The following is a 16442-nucleotide window of genomic DNA, read 5'->3' on the forward strand; positions in this document are numbered from 1 at the left end:
CAAGAACACGAGCCCGAAGGCCGCTACCCGATGCGCACGCTCTTCCTCCAGGCCCCCACATTCGATGGCTTCGACGGCGGCGCCGGTTCGCGCTACCAGGCCAAGCGCGAGATCAAGTCGTTCTGGTACCCGACCTGGCTGGCTCAGCCGGCCGCCCTGGTGCCGAACTCGAAGCTGATCGACGCGCCGCCGCACAACATCAAGCTGCCCGAGATCGTGGCCCAGGCCAACGACTTCGACCTCGTGGTGCTCCACACCTCGGTGCCGTCGTTCAAGTCCGACGTGAAGACCGTCGAGGCGCTGAAAGCCGCCAACCCGAAGCTCATCGCCGGCCTCATCGGCGCCAAGGTCGCGGTCGACGCCGCCGGCGCCATGGCCCAGGCCCCCTGCATCGATTTCTGTGCCCGCAACGAGTTCGACTTTACCGTCAAGGAAGTCGCCGACGGCACCCCGATGTCAGAGATCAAGGGTCTGTCCTATCGGGACGAGAACCGTGTCGTGGTCCATAACGAGGACCGCGAGATCATGACGGACATGGACCAGCTTCCCTTCGTCACGAGCGTGTACAAGCGCGATCTCGAGATGGAGAAGTACTTCATCGGCTACCTCAAGCACCCCTACATCTCGTTCTACTCGGGCCGCGGCTGCAAGAGCCGCTGCACCTTCTGTCTGTGGCCGCAGACCGTCGGCGGGCACACGTACCGCACCCGCTCGGTTGCCCACGTGATCGAAGAGATCAAGTATTGCCTGAAGGAGTTTCCGCAGACGAAGGAATTCTTCTTCGACGACGACACCTTCACCGACAACCTGCCCCGCGCCGAAGAGATCGCCCGTGAGCTGGGCAAGCTCGGCGTGACCTGGTCGTGCAACGCCAAGGCGAACGTGCCGCGCGAGACCCTGAAGGTCCTGAAGGAGAACGGCCTGCGCCTGCTGCTGGTCGGCTACGAGTCGGGCAACCAGCAGATCCTGAACAACATCAAGAAGGGCATGCGCGTCGAGGTCGCCGAGAAGTTCACCAAGGATTGCCACGACCTCGGCATCGCCATCCACGGCACCTTCATCGTCGGCCTGCCCGGCGAGACCCGCGAGACGATCCAGGAGACCATCGCCTTCGCCAAGCGCATCAACCCGCACACGATCCAGGCCTCGCTGGCCGCGCCGTATCCGGGCACCTTCCTCTACAAGCAGGCAGTCGAGAACGGCTGGCTCGACATCGCGAATGCCGAGCTCGTCGACGAGAACGGCGTGCAGATCGCGCCGCTGCACTACCCGCACCTCTCGCATTCCGAGATCTTCGCGGCGGTGGAGGAGTTCTACCGGAAGTTCTACTTCCGTGCTCCGAAGATCGCCTCGATCGTCTCCGAGATGGTCCGCTCGCCCGACATGATGAAGCGCCGCCTGCGCGAGGGCGTCGAATTCTACCGCTTCCTCAAGGAGCGCCAGGGCACCGCCAAGGCCGCCTGAGCTTTTCGTCCTTCGACTGATCGCGGCCGGGCCTCACAGCCCGGCCGTTTTCGTGTCCGGGGCTCCGCCCCAGGCCCCGCGAGAGGGCTCGCCCTCTCGACACCCATGATTGGGAGCCACCGTGAAACGTCTCGTCGTCACCGCCGACGATTTCGGACTGAGCCGCGAAGTGAACGAGGCCGTCGAGCAGGCGCATCGCGAGGGGATCCTCACCGCGGCGAGCCTGATGGTTTCGGCGCCCGCTGCGGCCGATGCCGTGGCGCGCGCGCGGCGCCTGCCGAGCCTGCGCGTCGGCCTCCACCTCGTCCTGGTCGAAGCCTGGCCGACGCTGCCCCCGGCTCAGCTCCCCGACCTCGTCGATGGCCAGGGTCTGATGCGCCGCGACATGGGTCGCCTCGGCTTCGACCTCGCCGCCAAGCCCGCCGCCCGCCGCCAGCTCGCCGCCGAGATCACGGCGCAGTTCGAGGCCTACCGGGCGACCGGCCTGCCGCTGGACCACGTCAACGCCCACAAGCACTTCCACGTGCATCCTCTCATCGCAGGTGCGGTGCTGGCGATCGGCGCGCGCTACGGCATGAAGGCGATCCGCGTGCCGCGCGAGCCGCGTGCCCTGCTGCGCCTCGCCGAACCGGGGTGCCGCCCGCGCCCGGCCCTCGACATCGCGCCCTGGGCCGGCCTGCTCGCCGCCCGCGCCCGCCAGGCCGGCCTGCTCATCCCGGATCGCACACTGGGACTGGCGTGGTCCGGCGCGATGACGCCCCCCCGCGTCGCCGCGCTCCTACGCCACCTCCCCGACGGCCTCACCGAACTCTACACCCACCCCGCCACCGCCGGCGGATTCGCGGGAGAGGCGCCGGGCTACGCTTATGCGGACGAGCGGGATGCATTGATCGCAGTGGAGTCGCGGGAGGTCGTGGCGCGGGTGGGGGCGGTGAGCGGCGGGTTTTCGGATTTTGGTTGAGGCAGCTTAGGCGGCTATAGCCCGGTCGCAACGAGTGGATGCCCCACCATCGCACCGTCCGCGGTCACCAGCAGGCGGCCCTCCACACGACATTGCGCCAGGAGGAGCCTGTCGAACGGATCGCGCGTCGCCGGTTCGGGCAGGGCATCGACAACAACGTGAGCCCGATCGATCGGCAGGATCGATAATCCGGCAGCCTCGAAGAACGCCGCAAGCTTCGGAAGTGAAATTCCCGGGTCGAGCTTTCCCAAGCGGGTCTTGATCGCGATTTCCCAAAGACTGACGACGCTCGCTGAAACGTCGTGGACTCGTCTTTCAAGCTTCAGCCCGGAAGCGATGGCCGGGTACCGCTGCTGCAATGTACCCGTCGAAAGTCCGATCAGGACATGAGTATCGACGAGCAGCCGCACGTCAGGGCAGGGGCCTCAAGAGGAAGTCCTCGAGCAGCGGATCGTCGAAGTCGTCAGCTACGTAAGGAAATGGGTCGGGCAGGCCTTCCTCGCGCAAATAGCGACGTCCGGCTTCGAGATCGAAACCGCCGCGTGGCTGATGCGGTACCATGTCCGCGATAGGCTTCCCGTCGCGGGTGAGCACGATCGTCTCACCGTCCTCGACCCGGCGGGCAAGATCGGCAAGTCTGTCCGCAGCATCGGAAAGCGAAACCGTCTCCATTGCCGAAGATTAGGCAGGAGCAGCGGCGGCGTCCAGAGGCCACCCAGAATCCGTGGCTACTTCACCGCCACCGGCTCCCGCGCCGCCCTGTCCATGGCCGCCGGCTTGCCGGCATCCTCGCCCTCGGGCCGCTTCGCATCGGGCTGCTTCGGCGGAGGGCCGAGGAAGGCCGGGACGACGAAGAACGCCGCGATCAGCGTGAAGAACAGCGACAGTGCCAGCAGCTTGCCCATGCTGGCGGTGCCGGGATGGCTCGACAGCACCAGCGAGCCGAAGGCGGTGCCGGTGGTCAGCGCCGAGAAGAAGATCGCCCGGGTCAGACTGGAGGCGAGCATGTCGGCGACGCCGGCACGCCAGGCGATCACGTAGTAGATGTGGAAGGCCACGCCCACGGCGAGCATCAGCGGCAGGGCGATGATGTTGGCGAAGTTCAGCGGCATGCCGATGAGATGCAGCGTCATCAGCGTCCATAGGGTGGCGAGCACCAGCGGTCCGAGCGTCATGGCGACGTCCCAGGGTTTGCGCAGCGCCACCGAGAGGATGATGAAGATCAGCGCCAGCGCCGTCAGGCCGGCCTGGACGAAGGCGCCGAGGATGGTGTGGCTCGATTCCGTCGTGGCGATCGGCGCGCCGGTGGCGTGCGGAGCCACCGTCTGGACCTGCTTGGCGAAGCGGCGCAGCACCTCGTCGTTGTTCGAATCGCCCTTGGGGTGGACCTCGATGCGCGAGCGCCCGTCCGCGGTTACCCACTCGGCCTTGAGCTGCGGCGGCAGGTTCTGCAGCGTGATTTTTTCGGGGTTCAGCAGCCCGGCCAAGCGACGCAGCAGGGTTTTAAGGTCGGTGGTGAGCGCGACCGAGGCCGCCTCGCGGGTCGTGACGGGTGCGGCGGCGAGCTTGTCGAGCGTCGCGGAGAGCGAACCAGCGGCCTTCGCGCCGGCCGACTTGCCGTCGTCGATGCCCTTGAGGGCGACGGCGGTCTCCTTGATCGCCTTGACGTTCTCGGCGTCCGTCGGCGGCGGCTGCTTCTTGCCGGGGTTGAGCGCCGGACCGAGCAGCTGCGCCGTCTCGGCGATGGTCTGGAGCTTCTGGTCCTGGTCGCGCGGCACGAAGGTGTCGATGTTGATCACCTTGGCCACGGCTTCGAGCTTGAGCAGCCTGTCCGACAGCTCGGGCACGCCGTCGACGTTCGGGGCCAGCGCGTCGACCGTGTTCGGGCTCGTCGCGGGATCCTGGATCAGGTCGAGATAGGTCGCGATCGATTCGACCTTCGCACTGCGCAGGTGCATCGGGTTCGAATCAAAGGGCAGCTTCAGGAGCAGCGGGATGCCGGCGATCGTGATCAGGCCGACGCCCACGAGCACGTATTTGCGGTTCTCGACGATCCAGTGGTCGGCGCCCGCGAGCCAGGTCGTCTCGACGGCGCGCTTCTCGCCACGCGGATGGAACACCGCGATCAGCGCCGGCAGCAGCGTCAGCGCGAACAGGTAGGCGACGATCATGCCGACGCCGGCGATCAGGCCGAGTTCGGAGACGCCGCGGAACTGGGTGGGCAGGAAGGCGAAGAAACCGGCGATCAGCGAGATCGCGGCCAGCGTCAGCGAGACGCCGACGCCCCGCGCGGCGGCCCGGATCGCCGCGCCGACCTCGCCGACCTCGTAGCGGTCGGCCCGGTAGCGCACCGCGAACTGGATGCCGAAATCGATGCCGAGCCCGACGAAGAGCGCGGCGAAGGCCACGGAAATCGGATTGAGCTCGCCGACCATGAGCAGGCCCAAAGCCGCGGTCACGATGAGGCCGGCGAAGGTGGTGATCAGCACGCCGACCACCAGCGGACCCGAGCGCAGGGCCAGGAACAGGAACAGGACGATGGCTGCGGTCGTGATCGAGTAGTTCAGGAGGGCGTCGTCGGAGAGCGTCGCGAACTCGTCGTCGGCCACCGCGACCGGGCCGGTGAGGCGCATGCGCAGACCCTCGGCCTCGGTGATCTTCAGGTCCTTGGCGAGGTTGCGGATCAGCTTCGTCGCCTCGCGGCCCGGCTCCAGCGCATTGTAGTCGAGCACCGGCTGGATCATCACGAACTTGCGCTTGTCCGTGGTCTCGGACTTGCCGCCTGCCAAAAGCTCTTGCCACGACATCCGGGCCGGATTGCCGGCGAGCACCGTCTTCAAGGTGTCGTCGATCCGCGTCATCGGCTGCTCGAGATCCTCGAGCTTGGCGTCGCCGGACTTCACGCCCTTCGCGCCCATGGCGAGCACGCGCATGATGCCGCGCAGGGACGGGTCGGCCGCGAGCGGCCCGAGCAGGCCCTGCTGCTCGATGAGCTTCTCGGTGGTCTGCTCGAGCTCCTTCTGCGACATCAGCAGAAGGCCGTTCTTGTCGAAGAACGGGCCGCCATCCGGCCGGTAGACCGTGTCGATCTGGTCCTTGTGGACGGCGAGCGCCTTCGAGAACTCGACGGCGGCCTCCTCGGCGATCTCCGGCGTACGGCCGTCGATGACGGCGACGACGAGGTTGGAGCGCTGCGGGAAGGCCTTCTCGAACTGGATCTCGTCCTGCCGCCACGGCACGCTCGGCTCGATCAGCCGCTCGACATCGGTGTTGATGCGGAACAGATGGGCGGCGACGCCACCGCTCGCGGCCGTGATCAGCGCGATCATGGCGATGACGAGCCAACGGCGCTGTACGGAAAACGCGACGAGACGTTCGATCACGCGGTATCCTGCCTGCCTCAATCCGACCCATGCGCCGCTGGAGGAGTCGGGCGGCGGATCCCGCCGTCTCCCCGTGCGTACAGCCGGAGTCTCCACCGGCAGGCGAGGATCGCCCCTCCGAAATCGACCCGAGAGGCCCGGCCTCGTGAACGGCCGATCGCGAACCCGCGCCGGCCGCAAAGCCGGCTCGCCGGCCCGCGACGTCGCCCTCGGTGGCGCGCTAAGTACTGGTCCCGGCCCCGGAATGCAACGCGACGGGAATTTCGTGGAGCCTCCGCCCCCGACATGATGTATTGCATTGCAGCATTGCGGCGGGCACCTGGGCCGGCCGCTGCCGTCCCCACCCTCGGGGTGCCGCGGCGGCGGCTTTCAGGAGCGCACGGGGTTCGCGCCGAGGGCGGAGCGGCCCATCGCTCACGTCGCTGTGGTGGCCTGCCGGACACGCCGACAGCAGATACACCGACGCGGCCGCCCTTTTTCGGCCACTTCGAATTGGTTCCAGACTACATCCCTGGAATTCAGAAATTTTTCGCGCTAAGCAGCCCCTTCGATCTCGGGGCCAACAACAAGGAGCCGCGTCTTGGGAATCCCGATACGGTACGTCGCGAAGATCGGCGGCTACATCGTCAAGCAGCACCTCACCGGACGTAAGCGCTACCCGCTCGTCATGATGATGGAGCCGCTGTTCCGCTGCAATCTCGCCTGTGCCGGATGCGGCAAGATCGATTACCCGGACGAGATCCTGAACAAGCGCCTGCCGGTGGACGAGGCGCTCGAATCCGTGCGCGAGTGCGGCGCTCCCGTGGTGGTCATCGCCGGCGGTGAGCCCCTCCTGCACAAGGATCTGCCGCAGATCGTGCAGGGCATCATCGCGCAGAAGAAGTTCGTCATCGTCTGCACGAACGCGCTGCTGCTCGAGAAGAAGATCAAGGACTACAAGCCGAGCCCGTACTTCACGTGGTCGATCCATCTCGACGGCGACAAGTCGATGCACGACCAGTCGGTCTGCCAGCGCGGCGTCTACGACAAGGCCGTCGCTGCGATCGCCAAGTCGAAGGAGATGGGCTTCCGGACGACGATCAACTGCACGTTCTTCAACAACTCGCAGCCGGACAAGATCGCCGACTTCTTCGACAGCGTCACCAAGATGGGCGTCGACGGCATCACCGTCTCGCCGGGCTACGCCTACGAGCGCGCGCCCGACCAGCAGCACTTCCTCAACCGTCAGGCCACCAAGAACCTGTTCCGCGGCGTCTTCCGCCACGGCAAGGAGAAGGGCCGCGAGAAGTGGACCTTCCAGCAGTCGGGCCTCTTCCTCGACTTCCTGGCCGGCAACCAGACCTACCATTGCACGCCGTGGGGAAACCCGACGCGCACGGTCTTCGGCTGGCAGAAGCCCTGCTACCTCCTCGGAGAAGGCTACGCCGCGACCTTCAAGGAGTTGATGGACGACACCGACTGGGACGCCTACGGCACGGGCAACTACGAGAAGTGCGCCGACTGCATGGTCCATTCGGGCTACGAGGCCTCGTCGGTCGTCGATTCGGTCCGCAAGCCCTGGAAGCCGGTGCTCCACGCCATCCGCGGCATCAAGACCGAGGGCAAGATGGCGCCCGAGATCAACCTCGATAAGCAGCGTCCGGCCGAATACGTCTTCTCCCGCAACGTTGCCCAGAAGCTGTCCGAGATCAAAGCCTCAGGCGTCGACACCAAGCGCGAGACCCAGAAGCGCGCGAGCGCGGCCTAAGCCCCGAAACGCCTCGCCCGAGTCCCGGGCGAGGCGCACCAGCTCACTGATGCGTGCCTCGCGCCGCACGAGCGCCTTGAGAACCGCCGGAACGTCCGGATCGCCGTTCGGCTTCAGCGCCGCCGCCGCGAAAGCGGGCAGGGCGCGCTGCGCCGGATCGCAAACCACCCGCAGGATCACGAAGGGCAGGCCGCGCCGTAGCGCGAATTCGGCCGCCACGTGCGATTCCATGTCGACAACCGCCGCGCCCGTGCGGGCGCGCAGAGCCGCTTTGGCTCCGGCCGTCAGGATCGCCGCCTCCACGCCCGCCACGTCCGCCGTGACCACGCGCCGGCCGAGCGCCGCGAGCCTCTCGGCATGAGCCGCGACGACGGCCGGATCGCAGGGCAGGCGCCGATCGCCCCCCTCGGCCACGACGATCACCGCCGATCCGATGACGACGTCGCCGGGCGCAAGGTCCGGATCGAGCCCGCCGGCGATGCCGAAGCTGATCACGGCCCGAAGCGGTCGGTCGGGCAGGGCGGCGAGCCTGTCCCGCAAGACGGCCGGACGGCCTCCGGCCTGAAGCGTCTCGACGCCGTCTCCGGCGGCGATCCGCGCCTCGCGGGCCAGACCCGCGACGGCGAGGACGGAGGCGCCGCGCATTACCGGCCGACTGCGTAGACGGATGCCGCAGTCGTGACGGGCGATGCGACGGTGGAGAACACGCTGAGCACCTTCTGGACTTCCGAGAACGGCGCGTTCGAGACGTAGAGCACGTCGCGGCTGCGCATGCGGAAGGCCTGGGCCAGGAACAGGCCGTTGGGATCGCGCATGTTGAAGCGGTAGACCACCGGCACGAGCTTCGTGCTCAGCAGCGGCGAGCCCGGCCGCAGGCGGCGCACCAGCGTGTTCGGCTCGAAGCGGTACAGGAACACGCCCTCCGCATCCGCCTGGACGTCCGAGAGGCCGCGCGCCCGGGCGAGACCCTGGGCCAGCGTGATGCCCTCGGCCGAGAACTGCAGCTCGGTGGCGTTGCCGAGCGCGCCGAGCGCCATGAAGGTCTGCGGGTCACGCACCAGCGTCAGCACGTCGTTCGGCCGCATGAAGATGTTTTCACGGGGGTTCGAGACCACCGCCGTCATCGGCACCGTCACCGTGGTCGGCCCGCGCGACAGCCGCACGTAGGTCTCGCTCACAGCACCCCGCACGCCGCCCACCGAGGCGATCACGTCGAGGAGCCGGTCGCCCTTGCCCGACAGCGGGATCCGCGCGCCGCTCGTCACCTCGCCGGTCACCGTCACCGATTGCGAGATCGGCTTCGACACCGTCACCAGCACCTGCGGCTGGATCGCCTTGCCGGCGAGCTCGTTCTCGATGAGCACCTGCACGTCCTGCGGACGCCGCCCCGCCACCTGGATGCGCCCGGCATAGGGCACCGAGATCGCCCCGTCGCGGCTCACCACCTGCTCCGGAATCTGCGCGGATTTCGAGCCGGCCGAGAAGCGGTCGGCCACCAGCGGCCCCGAGAACAGCCCGCCCGAACCGGCCTCCCAGACCTGGATCGCCACCGAGTCGCCCACCCCGATCAGCGGCTCGGCCGAATTCCGATAGTCGCCGAAGGCCGCGAGCAGGCTGTCGAGCGGCCGCGAGCGCAGGGCCTCGATGATCGCCGGGTCGACGTCGATCAGCTCGTAGCGCGCATACACACCCTGGGGCGTCGCGACGTCCGCCCCGTCCACGATCGCACGCGACGTCGGACCAGACGCCGGCAGATACGAGCAGCCCGAGGCCAGACAGGCCAGCAGGGCTGCGGGAGCCGCGATACGCACCATGAACACATCTCCATCCGCCGCACGGGCGAACCCGCTCCCGGGGCTGGGTCTCTTCCGAATACCCGTCAAATCGCTGCGATCGGTTTAACGGGTGCCTGAGATCGACCGGGGCGCGGCGTCAGCCGGCCCAAGCTCAGCCGTTCGGCACCAATACGTCACGAGCGTGGCACGGCCACGCTTGGATCCGACGCCGACGCCGTTTCGGAACGGACTGCGTCCCGCAGGCGACACCCGAGCGCCGCGATCCGGAGATCGACCCGGCGCGGCGCGTCCGTGGACGGACGGCCGAACCGGAACAGGGCGTAATCCGTCCGCGGATCCCCGTCGCCGGGGCGGTAGCAGGGTAGGGACGGCGCGTGATCGCCGAAGACGCACAGCGTCGCCTCGTCCGCCGAGAGCCCGTCGACCAGCGCCTCGACCGCCCGGCCGGCATTGCCCACATGGTGAAAATACTGCTCCAGCGGGTCGTCGATGCCGGGGAGCCGACCCGGCTTCCAGGGGCCGTGGTTCTCCATGGTGGCGCAGAATACGAGGATCGGACCGCGCCGCCCCCGCACCTCCGCCAGGATGCGCTCGGCCACCGCCGCATCGCCGACATAGGGGCCGACGCGCGGGGCGTCCGCGAAATCCTCGTGCATGATCAGGCGGTCGAAGCCGAGTTCCTTCATCACGCCGGCGCGGTCGAAGAAGTCGCGGTGGTAGGGGTGGACGAACACCGTTTCGTAGCCTGCCGCCCGCGCGAGGCGGGCGAGGCTCGTCGGCTCGCGGCCGCCGCTGGAGAGGTAGGGGTCGAAGCCGCCGAAGCCGAGGCTCGCGCCCTCGCGTCCGGTCAGCGCGGCGTGCTCGGAGCGCATGGTGTAGGCCCCGTGCGTCGGCACGGTGAGCCGGCCGTACTGCGCCGCGTCGCTGCGAACCCGCTCCATCATCGGCAGAGTCGCACCGCCGAGGCGGGCCGGATCCATGAAGGATTCGAGCTGGACCACGACGACGACCGCGTCACCGCGGCCCGGCGGCAGTGACAGTGGTTCCGCCGATGGCGGCGCTGCCGCCTCGGCGTCGCGGCGGGCCCAATAGGCGAGCATCGTGGCGAGCACGCCGTAGCGGGCCACGTCGGCTTCCAGGTCCGGCACGGGGAAGCGCGCGGCGATCGCGGCGCGGCCGGGCCGGGTCCGGGCCGCGAACCCGAGTGCGAGCAGGGCGAGCGGCAGCGCGACGATCGCAGCGAGGCTCGGACCGAGACCGTGCGGCAAGGCCGCCGGCTCGACCGTGTACCAGAAGGCGGCGGCGGCGAACCCGAGCAGCAGCGGCCCCGCCGTGCGCGGATGGGTCAGCGGCGTGGTGTAGTAGAGTTCGGGATGCCGCGGCACCTGGCGAAGCAGGGCGAGGTCGCTGAACACCAGCGGCTCGCCGAGCACGCGGCGCTTGAGCCGGTTGATCAGCACGGTGACCACGATGGTCGCCACGATCGACAGGCAGGCGAGCCACGGCCGCCACGAGAACACGAACCAGAACGCCGCGATCAGCGCATAGGAGCCGAGCCGGATCGCGACGTCGCCGGGCCGGACGCTCACCCGGCGGGGCGTGGCGGCGGCCTCGATCGCGAAGGAGCCGGCGAGGGCGACGACGAGGGGCAGGATCACGGACATCGGAAACGGCAGGGGGTTTCTGAGCTGGTTTCGGTAAGCTGCCCCGCGGCTTTCCGAGGAAAACCCGCGGCAACACAAGGCGCTAGGCAGATCCGCGCTGACCTGCCAGCGCGACTTTGCCTAGCGTGGGGCGCCACCGACGCCGCGGCGGGCGCGCAGGCGTCGCACGATCGGGTTCAGAAGGGCGTAGCGGGCGCGCATCACCCCGTGACGAACGCTGCCGATGGCGAGCCTGGACGGACCCGCCGCATCGCGAACGGCCGAGAGCCGGTCGAGCAGTTGTTCGGGCTCGCAGGGCTTCATCGCGACGGGATCGAGATAGCGCGGATACAGGATCAGCGCACCGGCCGCGAGTTCGTCCAGGGCGAGCCTGCGGCCGCGATCCGCGTTCGGGGCGAGATCTTCGGTCAGGCCCCAGCCGGCATAGAAGGGACGGCCGTGGACCGCCACGGTGAGGCCGCGGATCAGCGCCTCGAAACCGGCGAGCGAGGTCATGGTCTCGACGTGGTGGACCCGGTCGAGCAGGTCGACGATGGCGAGACCGCCCACGAGCCGGTCGGCGATCGCCAGCGCCTCCGCGTCGGGGATCGCCCCCGGCCGGAAACCCGCCTCGACGTCGGGATGGGGTTTGTAGAGCAGGAACGCGTCCGGGTTGCGGGCGCGGGCGGCCTGCAGCAGCCCGAGATTGGTGCGCACCAGGGGTGAGCCGTACTGCACCGAGGCATCGTCCTCGACCTGCCCCGGCACCAACACGATCCGCCGGCCCGCCGGCCAGTCGGTCCCGACTTCTGCCAAGCCGACATTGTACTTGCTGAGCCGCCGCGCCACGATCGATTCCCGCAGCGCGCGCGCTCGCGACACGATCTCCGGCGCAAACGCAGTCTGCTTCAGGATGCGGGCGAGGCGGCTCTCGGTGCGCGGGTCGTAGTAGATGCCGGAATCGTCGACGACGATCGAGGCGCCGGGCTGCAGGCTGGCGCCGAGTCCGACCGAACGCAGAAAACCGTCCTCGATCCGCGAGAGCGGGATCCCGGCCTCTGCGCAGAGAGCCGCCAGGCGCTCCGGCATCCGGGTCGCCCAGGCCTGGACCTGCGCACCGTTCCGAACGGCCGCCGCGACGGCATCCTCCGCGGTCATGGTGTGGATCGGCGGGCCGGCGGGGCCGGCGGCGAAGACGTCGAGGGCCGGACGCTTCCAGCGCGAGATGCCGACATAGACCGTGCGGCGCGCTTGGCCGGCGAAGGTCTCGCGCAGCCACGCCACCCGTTCCACGGCCTGCTCCATCGGAATCGGACGGCGGCTCCAGGGATCGAAGGCGTATACGCCGGCGCCGTAGCGCAGGGCGAGCGACCGTGCCGGATCGGGCTGCCCGCGCGAGCCGTCCGCGGCGAGGCAGATCGTCTCGACTCCGGCCAGCTGCGCCTCGCAGGCGGCGTCCTGGCTCGCGACGTAGACCCGCGAGACCCGGTCGAACAGGGGCCAGGGATCCACGGGTTCGGCGAGGACGCTCAGACGCGGCACGGCGAGACGGAGCGCCGGGACCCCGTCCGGGCCGGCCGCGACGAGGCGGCCATCCGGGACGGCCGCAAGCACGCGATCGAGAAAGGCCTGCAGGCGGCGCGGTGCGGCGGCGAGGTCCGGCTCGACCAGGACCAAAGCCGGACGGTCCGAGACTATCTCCGACAAGGGGGCCGCCGGCGGAGCCCGGTTGGCGCCGAACGGGCGATGGCGGCGCAACTGCCCGGCGAGCCCGGCAGACGGGTCGCCACCACCGTAGGGCCGGCCGTCAAGCGTGATGCGCAGACTCGCGAACCCCGTCTCCGGCGTATCGTAGGGGCTCAGCAGCGGACCGGGCGCGACGCTCAGCACGGAACGGCCCACGGCCGTCAGCGCCGACTCGGCCAGCGAGCCGCGGCGTGCCGCGAAGACGCCGTTTGGGCCCTGCGCGAAGACGCTGCCGGTGACGGCCTCGATCTCGCGGCGCAGATGCCGAATCATGCGCCCGGTCGGAAACAGCGACGATGGCGGCGGCTTGGACATGGGAGGCCGGACGGGCGGTGCGCGGGAAAGCGCGCCTTAGATCACCTCGGGAAACGCCCGTCGAACCGAAATGTCGGTGGCGACGCGAGCGCTTAACCCCGTCTTCACCGCGAATGCGAATGCTGGCTTCGGCCGGGCTGCTTTTTCCGGGCGAGCATCACATGCCGGCCGCAATCCGGGGCGACAGCTAACCCGCTCGCGCAACGGCCTGTGACCCACCGGCAACGCGCCTCGGGAAACCAGAATGCACGCAGAAACTCGGATTGATCAGGGATCCGGGAGCGTGCGACCCATCTCGAGAGCGGCCGGCATGACAGCCGAAGGCTCGGATCGCAGCGGGCCCAGGACAAAACACTCCGGCATGCCGCAGCCCCGTCCGAACACCCCGCGCTCGCCGATCGCGACTTTCCTGTTTCTGCAGGGCATCGCCTCCCCGTTCTTCTCCGATCTCGGCAATGCCCTGCGCGAACGCGGGCACAAGGTCCGCCGGATCAACTTCTCCTCCGGCGACTGGCTGTTCTGGCGCGGAGACTGCGACGATTATCGCGGCAGCAGCGAGAACTGGGCCGGCCATCTCGAAGCCTATATCCGCGAGCACGCCGTCACCGACCTCGTACTGTTCGGCGATTGCCGGCCCTATCACGTGGCCGCGATGCTGGCGGCCAAGCCGTTGGGCGTGCGCGTGCACGTCTTCGAGGAGGGCTACGTCCGGCCGAACTGGATCACCTGCGAGCACGGCGGCGTGAACGGCAATTCCTCGCTGCCCAAGAGCGCCGCCGAGATCCGGGCGATTGCCCGCCGCCTGCCGCAGCAGGGTCGCGCGATGCCGCTCTCCGGCGACATGGCCCGGCGCAGCGTCTGGGACATCGCCTACAACCTCGCCAATATCGGCTTCCCGTATTTCTATCCCGGTTTCCGCAGCCATCGGCCGAACCACATAGCGGCCGAGTACGGCGGCTGGATCAAGAAGTTCCTGCGGCGCGGCCGGACGCGGCGGCATGCGGCCGACGTCAACCGGATCTACGGCGCGATCCAGGCCGACTACTTCCTGCTGCCGCTCCAGCTCGACAGCGACTACCAGATCCGGGTGCACTCGCCGTTCCTTGGCGTCGAGGGCTTCATGGACCGTGTAATCGCGTCCTTCGCCAAGTATTGCGGTCAGCATCCCGGCGCGGCGACACGCCTGCTCGTGAAGCTGCATCCCCTCGACAGCGGGATCATGGACTGGCGCAAGCGCGCCCGTCAGTCGGCCAAGCGGCACGGCGTCAACGACCGGATCGACTTCATCGACGGCGGCGACCTGCAGGCGCTGATCGACGGCAGCCGCGGCGTCGTCCTGGTCAACTCGACGGTGGGCATGCTGTCGCTCGAGCGCGGGCGCCCGACCCTGGCCACCGGCAGCGCGATCTACAACATGCCGGGCCTGACCCATCAGGGCGGGATCGACAGTTTCTGGCATGCGCCGACGCCGCCCGACCTGGACCTGATGGCGGATTTCCGCCGCGTGGTGATCCACCGGACCCAGATCAACGGCGGCTATTTCTCGAAGCCGGCGATCGAGCGGGCCGTCGCCGGCGCGGTGCCGAGGCTCGAATCCGTGTTACCGCCCGTGGCCCTCGCCCTCGCGCGTTCGGCCCGCGAGAGCGGCACCGAAGACGGCACCCTCTCGCCGGTCTATTGATCGCCCGACGCGTGGCCGACTCGGCCTGAGCCGGCCTCCCGCGAATCCGTCAGCTTCAAAAATGCCCGTCATCCTGATCACCGGCGCCTCCAGCGGCATCGGCGCGGCCCTCGCCCGCCACTATGCCCGGCCCGGAACCCTCCTCGTCCTCAACGCCCGCGATCCGGTCCGCCTCGACGCCATCGCCGGGATCTGCCGGGCGCAAGGCGCCGAGGTCCGCATCGAGCCCCTCGACGTGCGCGACCGGACGGCCGTGGGGGCACGGGTGCGCGCCCTCCATGCCGAGACCCCACTCGACCTCGCGATCATCGCCGCCGGCATCAACGGCGGCCACCCGGAGGGCGGTATCGAGACCGAGGAGACGGCTTTCGCCACGCTCGACACCAACCTCTCCGGCGCGCTCAACGTCGTCCTGCCCTGCATCGAGCTCATGAAGGCTCGCGGCAGCGGCCAGATCTGCCTCGTCGGCTCGCTCGCCGCCTATGCGCCGTTGCCCGACGCGCCGGCCTATAGCGGCAGCAAGGCGGCCCTGCTCGCCCACGGCCTGGCGCTCCGCCAGAAGCTGAAGCCGTTCGGCGTGCAGGTGAACGTCGTGACGCTGGGTTACGTCAAGACGGCGATGGGCAGCGCCTATCAGGGCTGGCGCCCGTTGGAGACCAGCGCCGAGGTGGCAGCCCGGAAAATCGCACGCGGGCTCGCACGCAACGCCGCCGTCATCGCCTTTCCATGGCTGCTCTTTCACGCGGCCCGGGCAGCGGGCCTTGCCCCCGAATGGCTGCGCGAACTCGGCATGCGCGCCTTCAGCTTCCGCGTCCGGCAGGATACCCGATGACCCGGCCGCGGCTCGCACTGTTCGTGCTGGAGGCGCTGCCGAACGCCCGCACGGTCCGCCGGTTCGTCGCCGACCATGCCGGGAGCATCGCCTTCGTCGGCCTGTCGAACGCCGAGCGGCCCTCGACGGGCGGCCTCGTCGGACAGGTCCGCCGCCACCTCGCGCGCTCCGGCCCCGGCATCCTGCCCTATCTCGCGGTGAATTTCGGACTGCCCGACCTGCTGCGCCCGCTCTCACCGCTGACGCAGCGGTTTGCCGGCAGCGGTGACTTGGCGGAGGCGACACCGCTGAAGCCGTTGTGCCGGCGCCTCGGCATCCCGACCGCCAGCATCGACGACGTGAACGGGCCCGAGGTCGCCGCGCTGTTTCGTCGGCACGCGCCCGACCTGATCGCGACCTTCCACTTCGACCAGATCCTGTCGGCCGAGACGCTGGCGATGGCGCCGCTCGGCGGCCTGAACGTCCATCCGAGCCTGTTGCCGCGCCACCGCGGCCCCGTGCCGACGATCCACGCGCTGGCCGACGGGGAGGGCGCCTTCGGCGTCACCGTGCACCGGCTCGCGCCCGCGATCGATGCCGGTGCGATCCTGGCTCAGGAGGCCGTCAGTCTTCCCGCGGACGTCACGGCGAGCCGCGCAGCGATCGTGCTGCACGAACGTGGCCTGCCGCTTCTGGAAAGCGTTCTCGACGGGATCGCCGCCACCGGGGCGGTGCCGCAGGGACGGACGGTTCCGGTCCAGCCCTATTGCGGGTTTCCCGACCGCACGATGCTCGGGGCGATGCGACGGGCGGGCCGGCGGCTGACGGATGCGCGAGACCTGCGCGAGGCCGTCAGCCTCCAGGCCTAAGGACTAGAGCCGTATCCGACCTGATT

Annotated in this window: 13 protein-coding genes; 6 read left to right on the forward strand and 7 right to left on the reverse strand. The window is 69.1% G+C overall.

Annotated elements, in window-relative coordinates; all coding sequences use genetic code 11:
• Window positions 1-30: 30 nt before the first annotated feature.
• Both hpnJ and hpnK read left to right on the forward strand, forming a co-directional pair.
• Window positions 31-1464: a hopanoid biosynthesis associated radical SAM protein HpnJ gene (gene hpnJ / locus MFF07_RS10105; RefSeq protein WP_147820405.1), complete on the forward strand. Its 1434-nt coding sequence runs from the start codon at window positions 31-33 to the stop codon at window positions 1462-1464.
• A 121-nt stretch (window positions 1465-1585) separates the two neighbouring features.
• Entirely contained in the window at window positions 1586-2425 is an 840-nt protein-coding gene (hpnK, locus tag MFF07_RS10110) for a hopanoid biosynthesis-associated protein HpnK (RefSeq protein WP_238231750.1), read from the forward strand.
• A gap of 14 nt (window positions 2426-2439) precedes the next feature.
• Here the strand turns inward: hpnK and MFF07_RS10115 are convergent, their stop codons facing one another.
• From MFF07_RS10115 to MFF07_RS10125, 3 genes are read right to left on the reverse strand one after another with little or no spacing between them, the layout of a single operon-like run.
• The gene (locus tag MFF07_RS10115) at window positions 2440-2835 is read right to left on the reverse strand and encodes a type II toxin-antitoxin system VapC family toxin (protein ID WP_147820543.1); all 396 of its coding nucleotides are present in this window, start codon (window positions 2833-2835) and stop codon (window positions 2440-2442) included.
• A 1-nt stretch (window position 2836) separates the two neighbouring features.
• Complete coding sequence (locus tag MFF07_RS10120; protein ID WP_147820545.1) at window positions 2837-3097, reverse strand: type II toxin-antitoxin system Phd/YefM family antitoxin; 261 nt, start codon at window positions 3095-3097, stop codon at window positions 2837-2839.
• Window positions 3098-3153: 56 nt separating this feature from the next.
• Window positions 3154-5808, reverse strand: a complete 2655-nt coding sequence (locus MFF07_RS10125) for an MMPL family transporter (RefSeq protein WP_147820547.1) — start codon at window positions 5806-5808, stop codon at window positions 3154-3156.
• 580 nt (window positions 5809-6388) lie between these two features.
• Here MFF07_RS10125 and hpnH point away from each other — a divergent pair.
• Window positions 6389-7555, forward strand: coding sequence for an adenosyl-hopene transferase HpnH (gene hpnH / locus MFF07_RS10130; protein ID WP_238231752.1), 1167 nt, complete (start codon window positions 6389-6391; stop codon window positions 7553-7555).
• Here hpnH and MFF07_RS10135 read toward each other — a convergent pair.
• The 4 genes from MFF07_RS10135 to MFF07_RS10150 form a co-directional block, all read right to left on the reverse strand.
• Window positions 7505-8200 carry a phosphorylase family protein gene (locus MFF07_RS10135; RefSeq protein ID WP_238231754.1) on the reverse strand — a complete coding sequence of 232 codons (696 nt, stop codon included), beginning with the start codon at window positions 8198-8200 and terminating at the stop codon, window positions 7505-7507. The genes hpnH and MFF07_RS10135 overlap by 51 nt on opposite strands.
• On the reverse strand, window positions 8200-9369 hold the full coding sequence (locus tag MFF07_RS10140) for a polysaccharide biosynthesis/export family protein (RefSeq protein ID WP_238231756.1): 1170 nt from the start codon (window positions 9367-9369) through the stop codon (window positions 8200-8202). Before MFF07_RS10140 ends, MFF07_RS10135 begins: the two co-directional genes overlap by 1 nt.
• A 155-nt stretch (window positions 9370-9524) precedes the next feature.
• The gene (locus tag MFF07_RS10145) at window positions 9525-11015 is read right to left on the reverse strand and encodes an LTA synthase family protein (protein WP_238231757.1); all 1491 of its coding nucleotides are present in this window, start codon (window positions 11013-11015) and stop codon (window positions 9525-9527) included.
• Between the two features lie 120 nt (window positions 11016-11135).
• Window positions 11136-13013 (reverse strand): capsular polysaccharide export protein, LipB/KpsS family, encoded by a 1878-nt coding sequence (locus MFF07_RS10150; protein WP_238231759.1) that lies wholly within the window; start codon window positions 13011-13013, stop codon window positions 11136-11138.
• A gap of 403 nt (window positions 13014-13416) precedes the next feature.
• On the opposite strand from MFF07_RS10150, the gene MFF07_RS10155 reads away from it, so the two are divergent.
• The 3 genes from MFF07_RS10155 to MFF07_RS10165 all read left to right on the forward strand — a co-directional run bounded on the left by MFF07_RS10155 (window position 13417) and on the right by MFF07_RS10165 (window position 16416).
• Window positions 13417-14736 (forward strand): capsule polysaccharide biogenesis protein, encoded by a 1320-nt coding sequence (locus MFF07_RS10155; RefSeq protein WP_147819356.1) that lies wholly within the window; start codon window positions 13417-13419, stop codon window positions 14734-14736.
• A gap of 61 nt (window positions 14737-14797) precedes the next feature.
• Window positions 14798-15568 carry an SDR family NAD(P)-dependent oxidoreductase gene (locus MFF07_RS10160; RefSeq protein WP_238231761.1) on the forward strand — a complete coding sequence of 257 codons (771 nt, stop codon included), beginning with the start codon at window positions 14798-14800 and terminating at the stop codon, window positions 15566-15568.
• Window positions 15565-16416, forward strand: coding sequence for a methionyl-tRNA formyltransferase (locus tag MFF07_RS10165; RefSeq protein WP_238231763.1), 852 nt, complete (start codon window positions 15565-15567; stop codon window positions 16414-16416). The genes MFF07_RS10160 and MFF07_RS10165 overlap by 4 nt, the downstream gene beginning before the upstream one ends.
• Window positions 16417-16442 lie beyond the last annotated feature (26 nt).

Origin of the sequence: Methylobacterium thuringiense, from assembly GCF_022179645.1 — a bacterium.
Classification (GTDB): Bacteria; Pseudomonadota; Alphaproteobacteria; order Rhizobiales; family Beijerinckiaceae; genus Methylobacterium; species Methylobacterium thuringiense.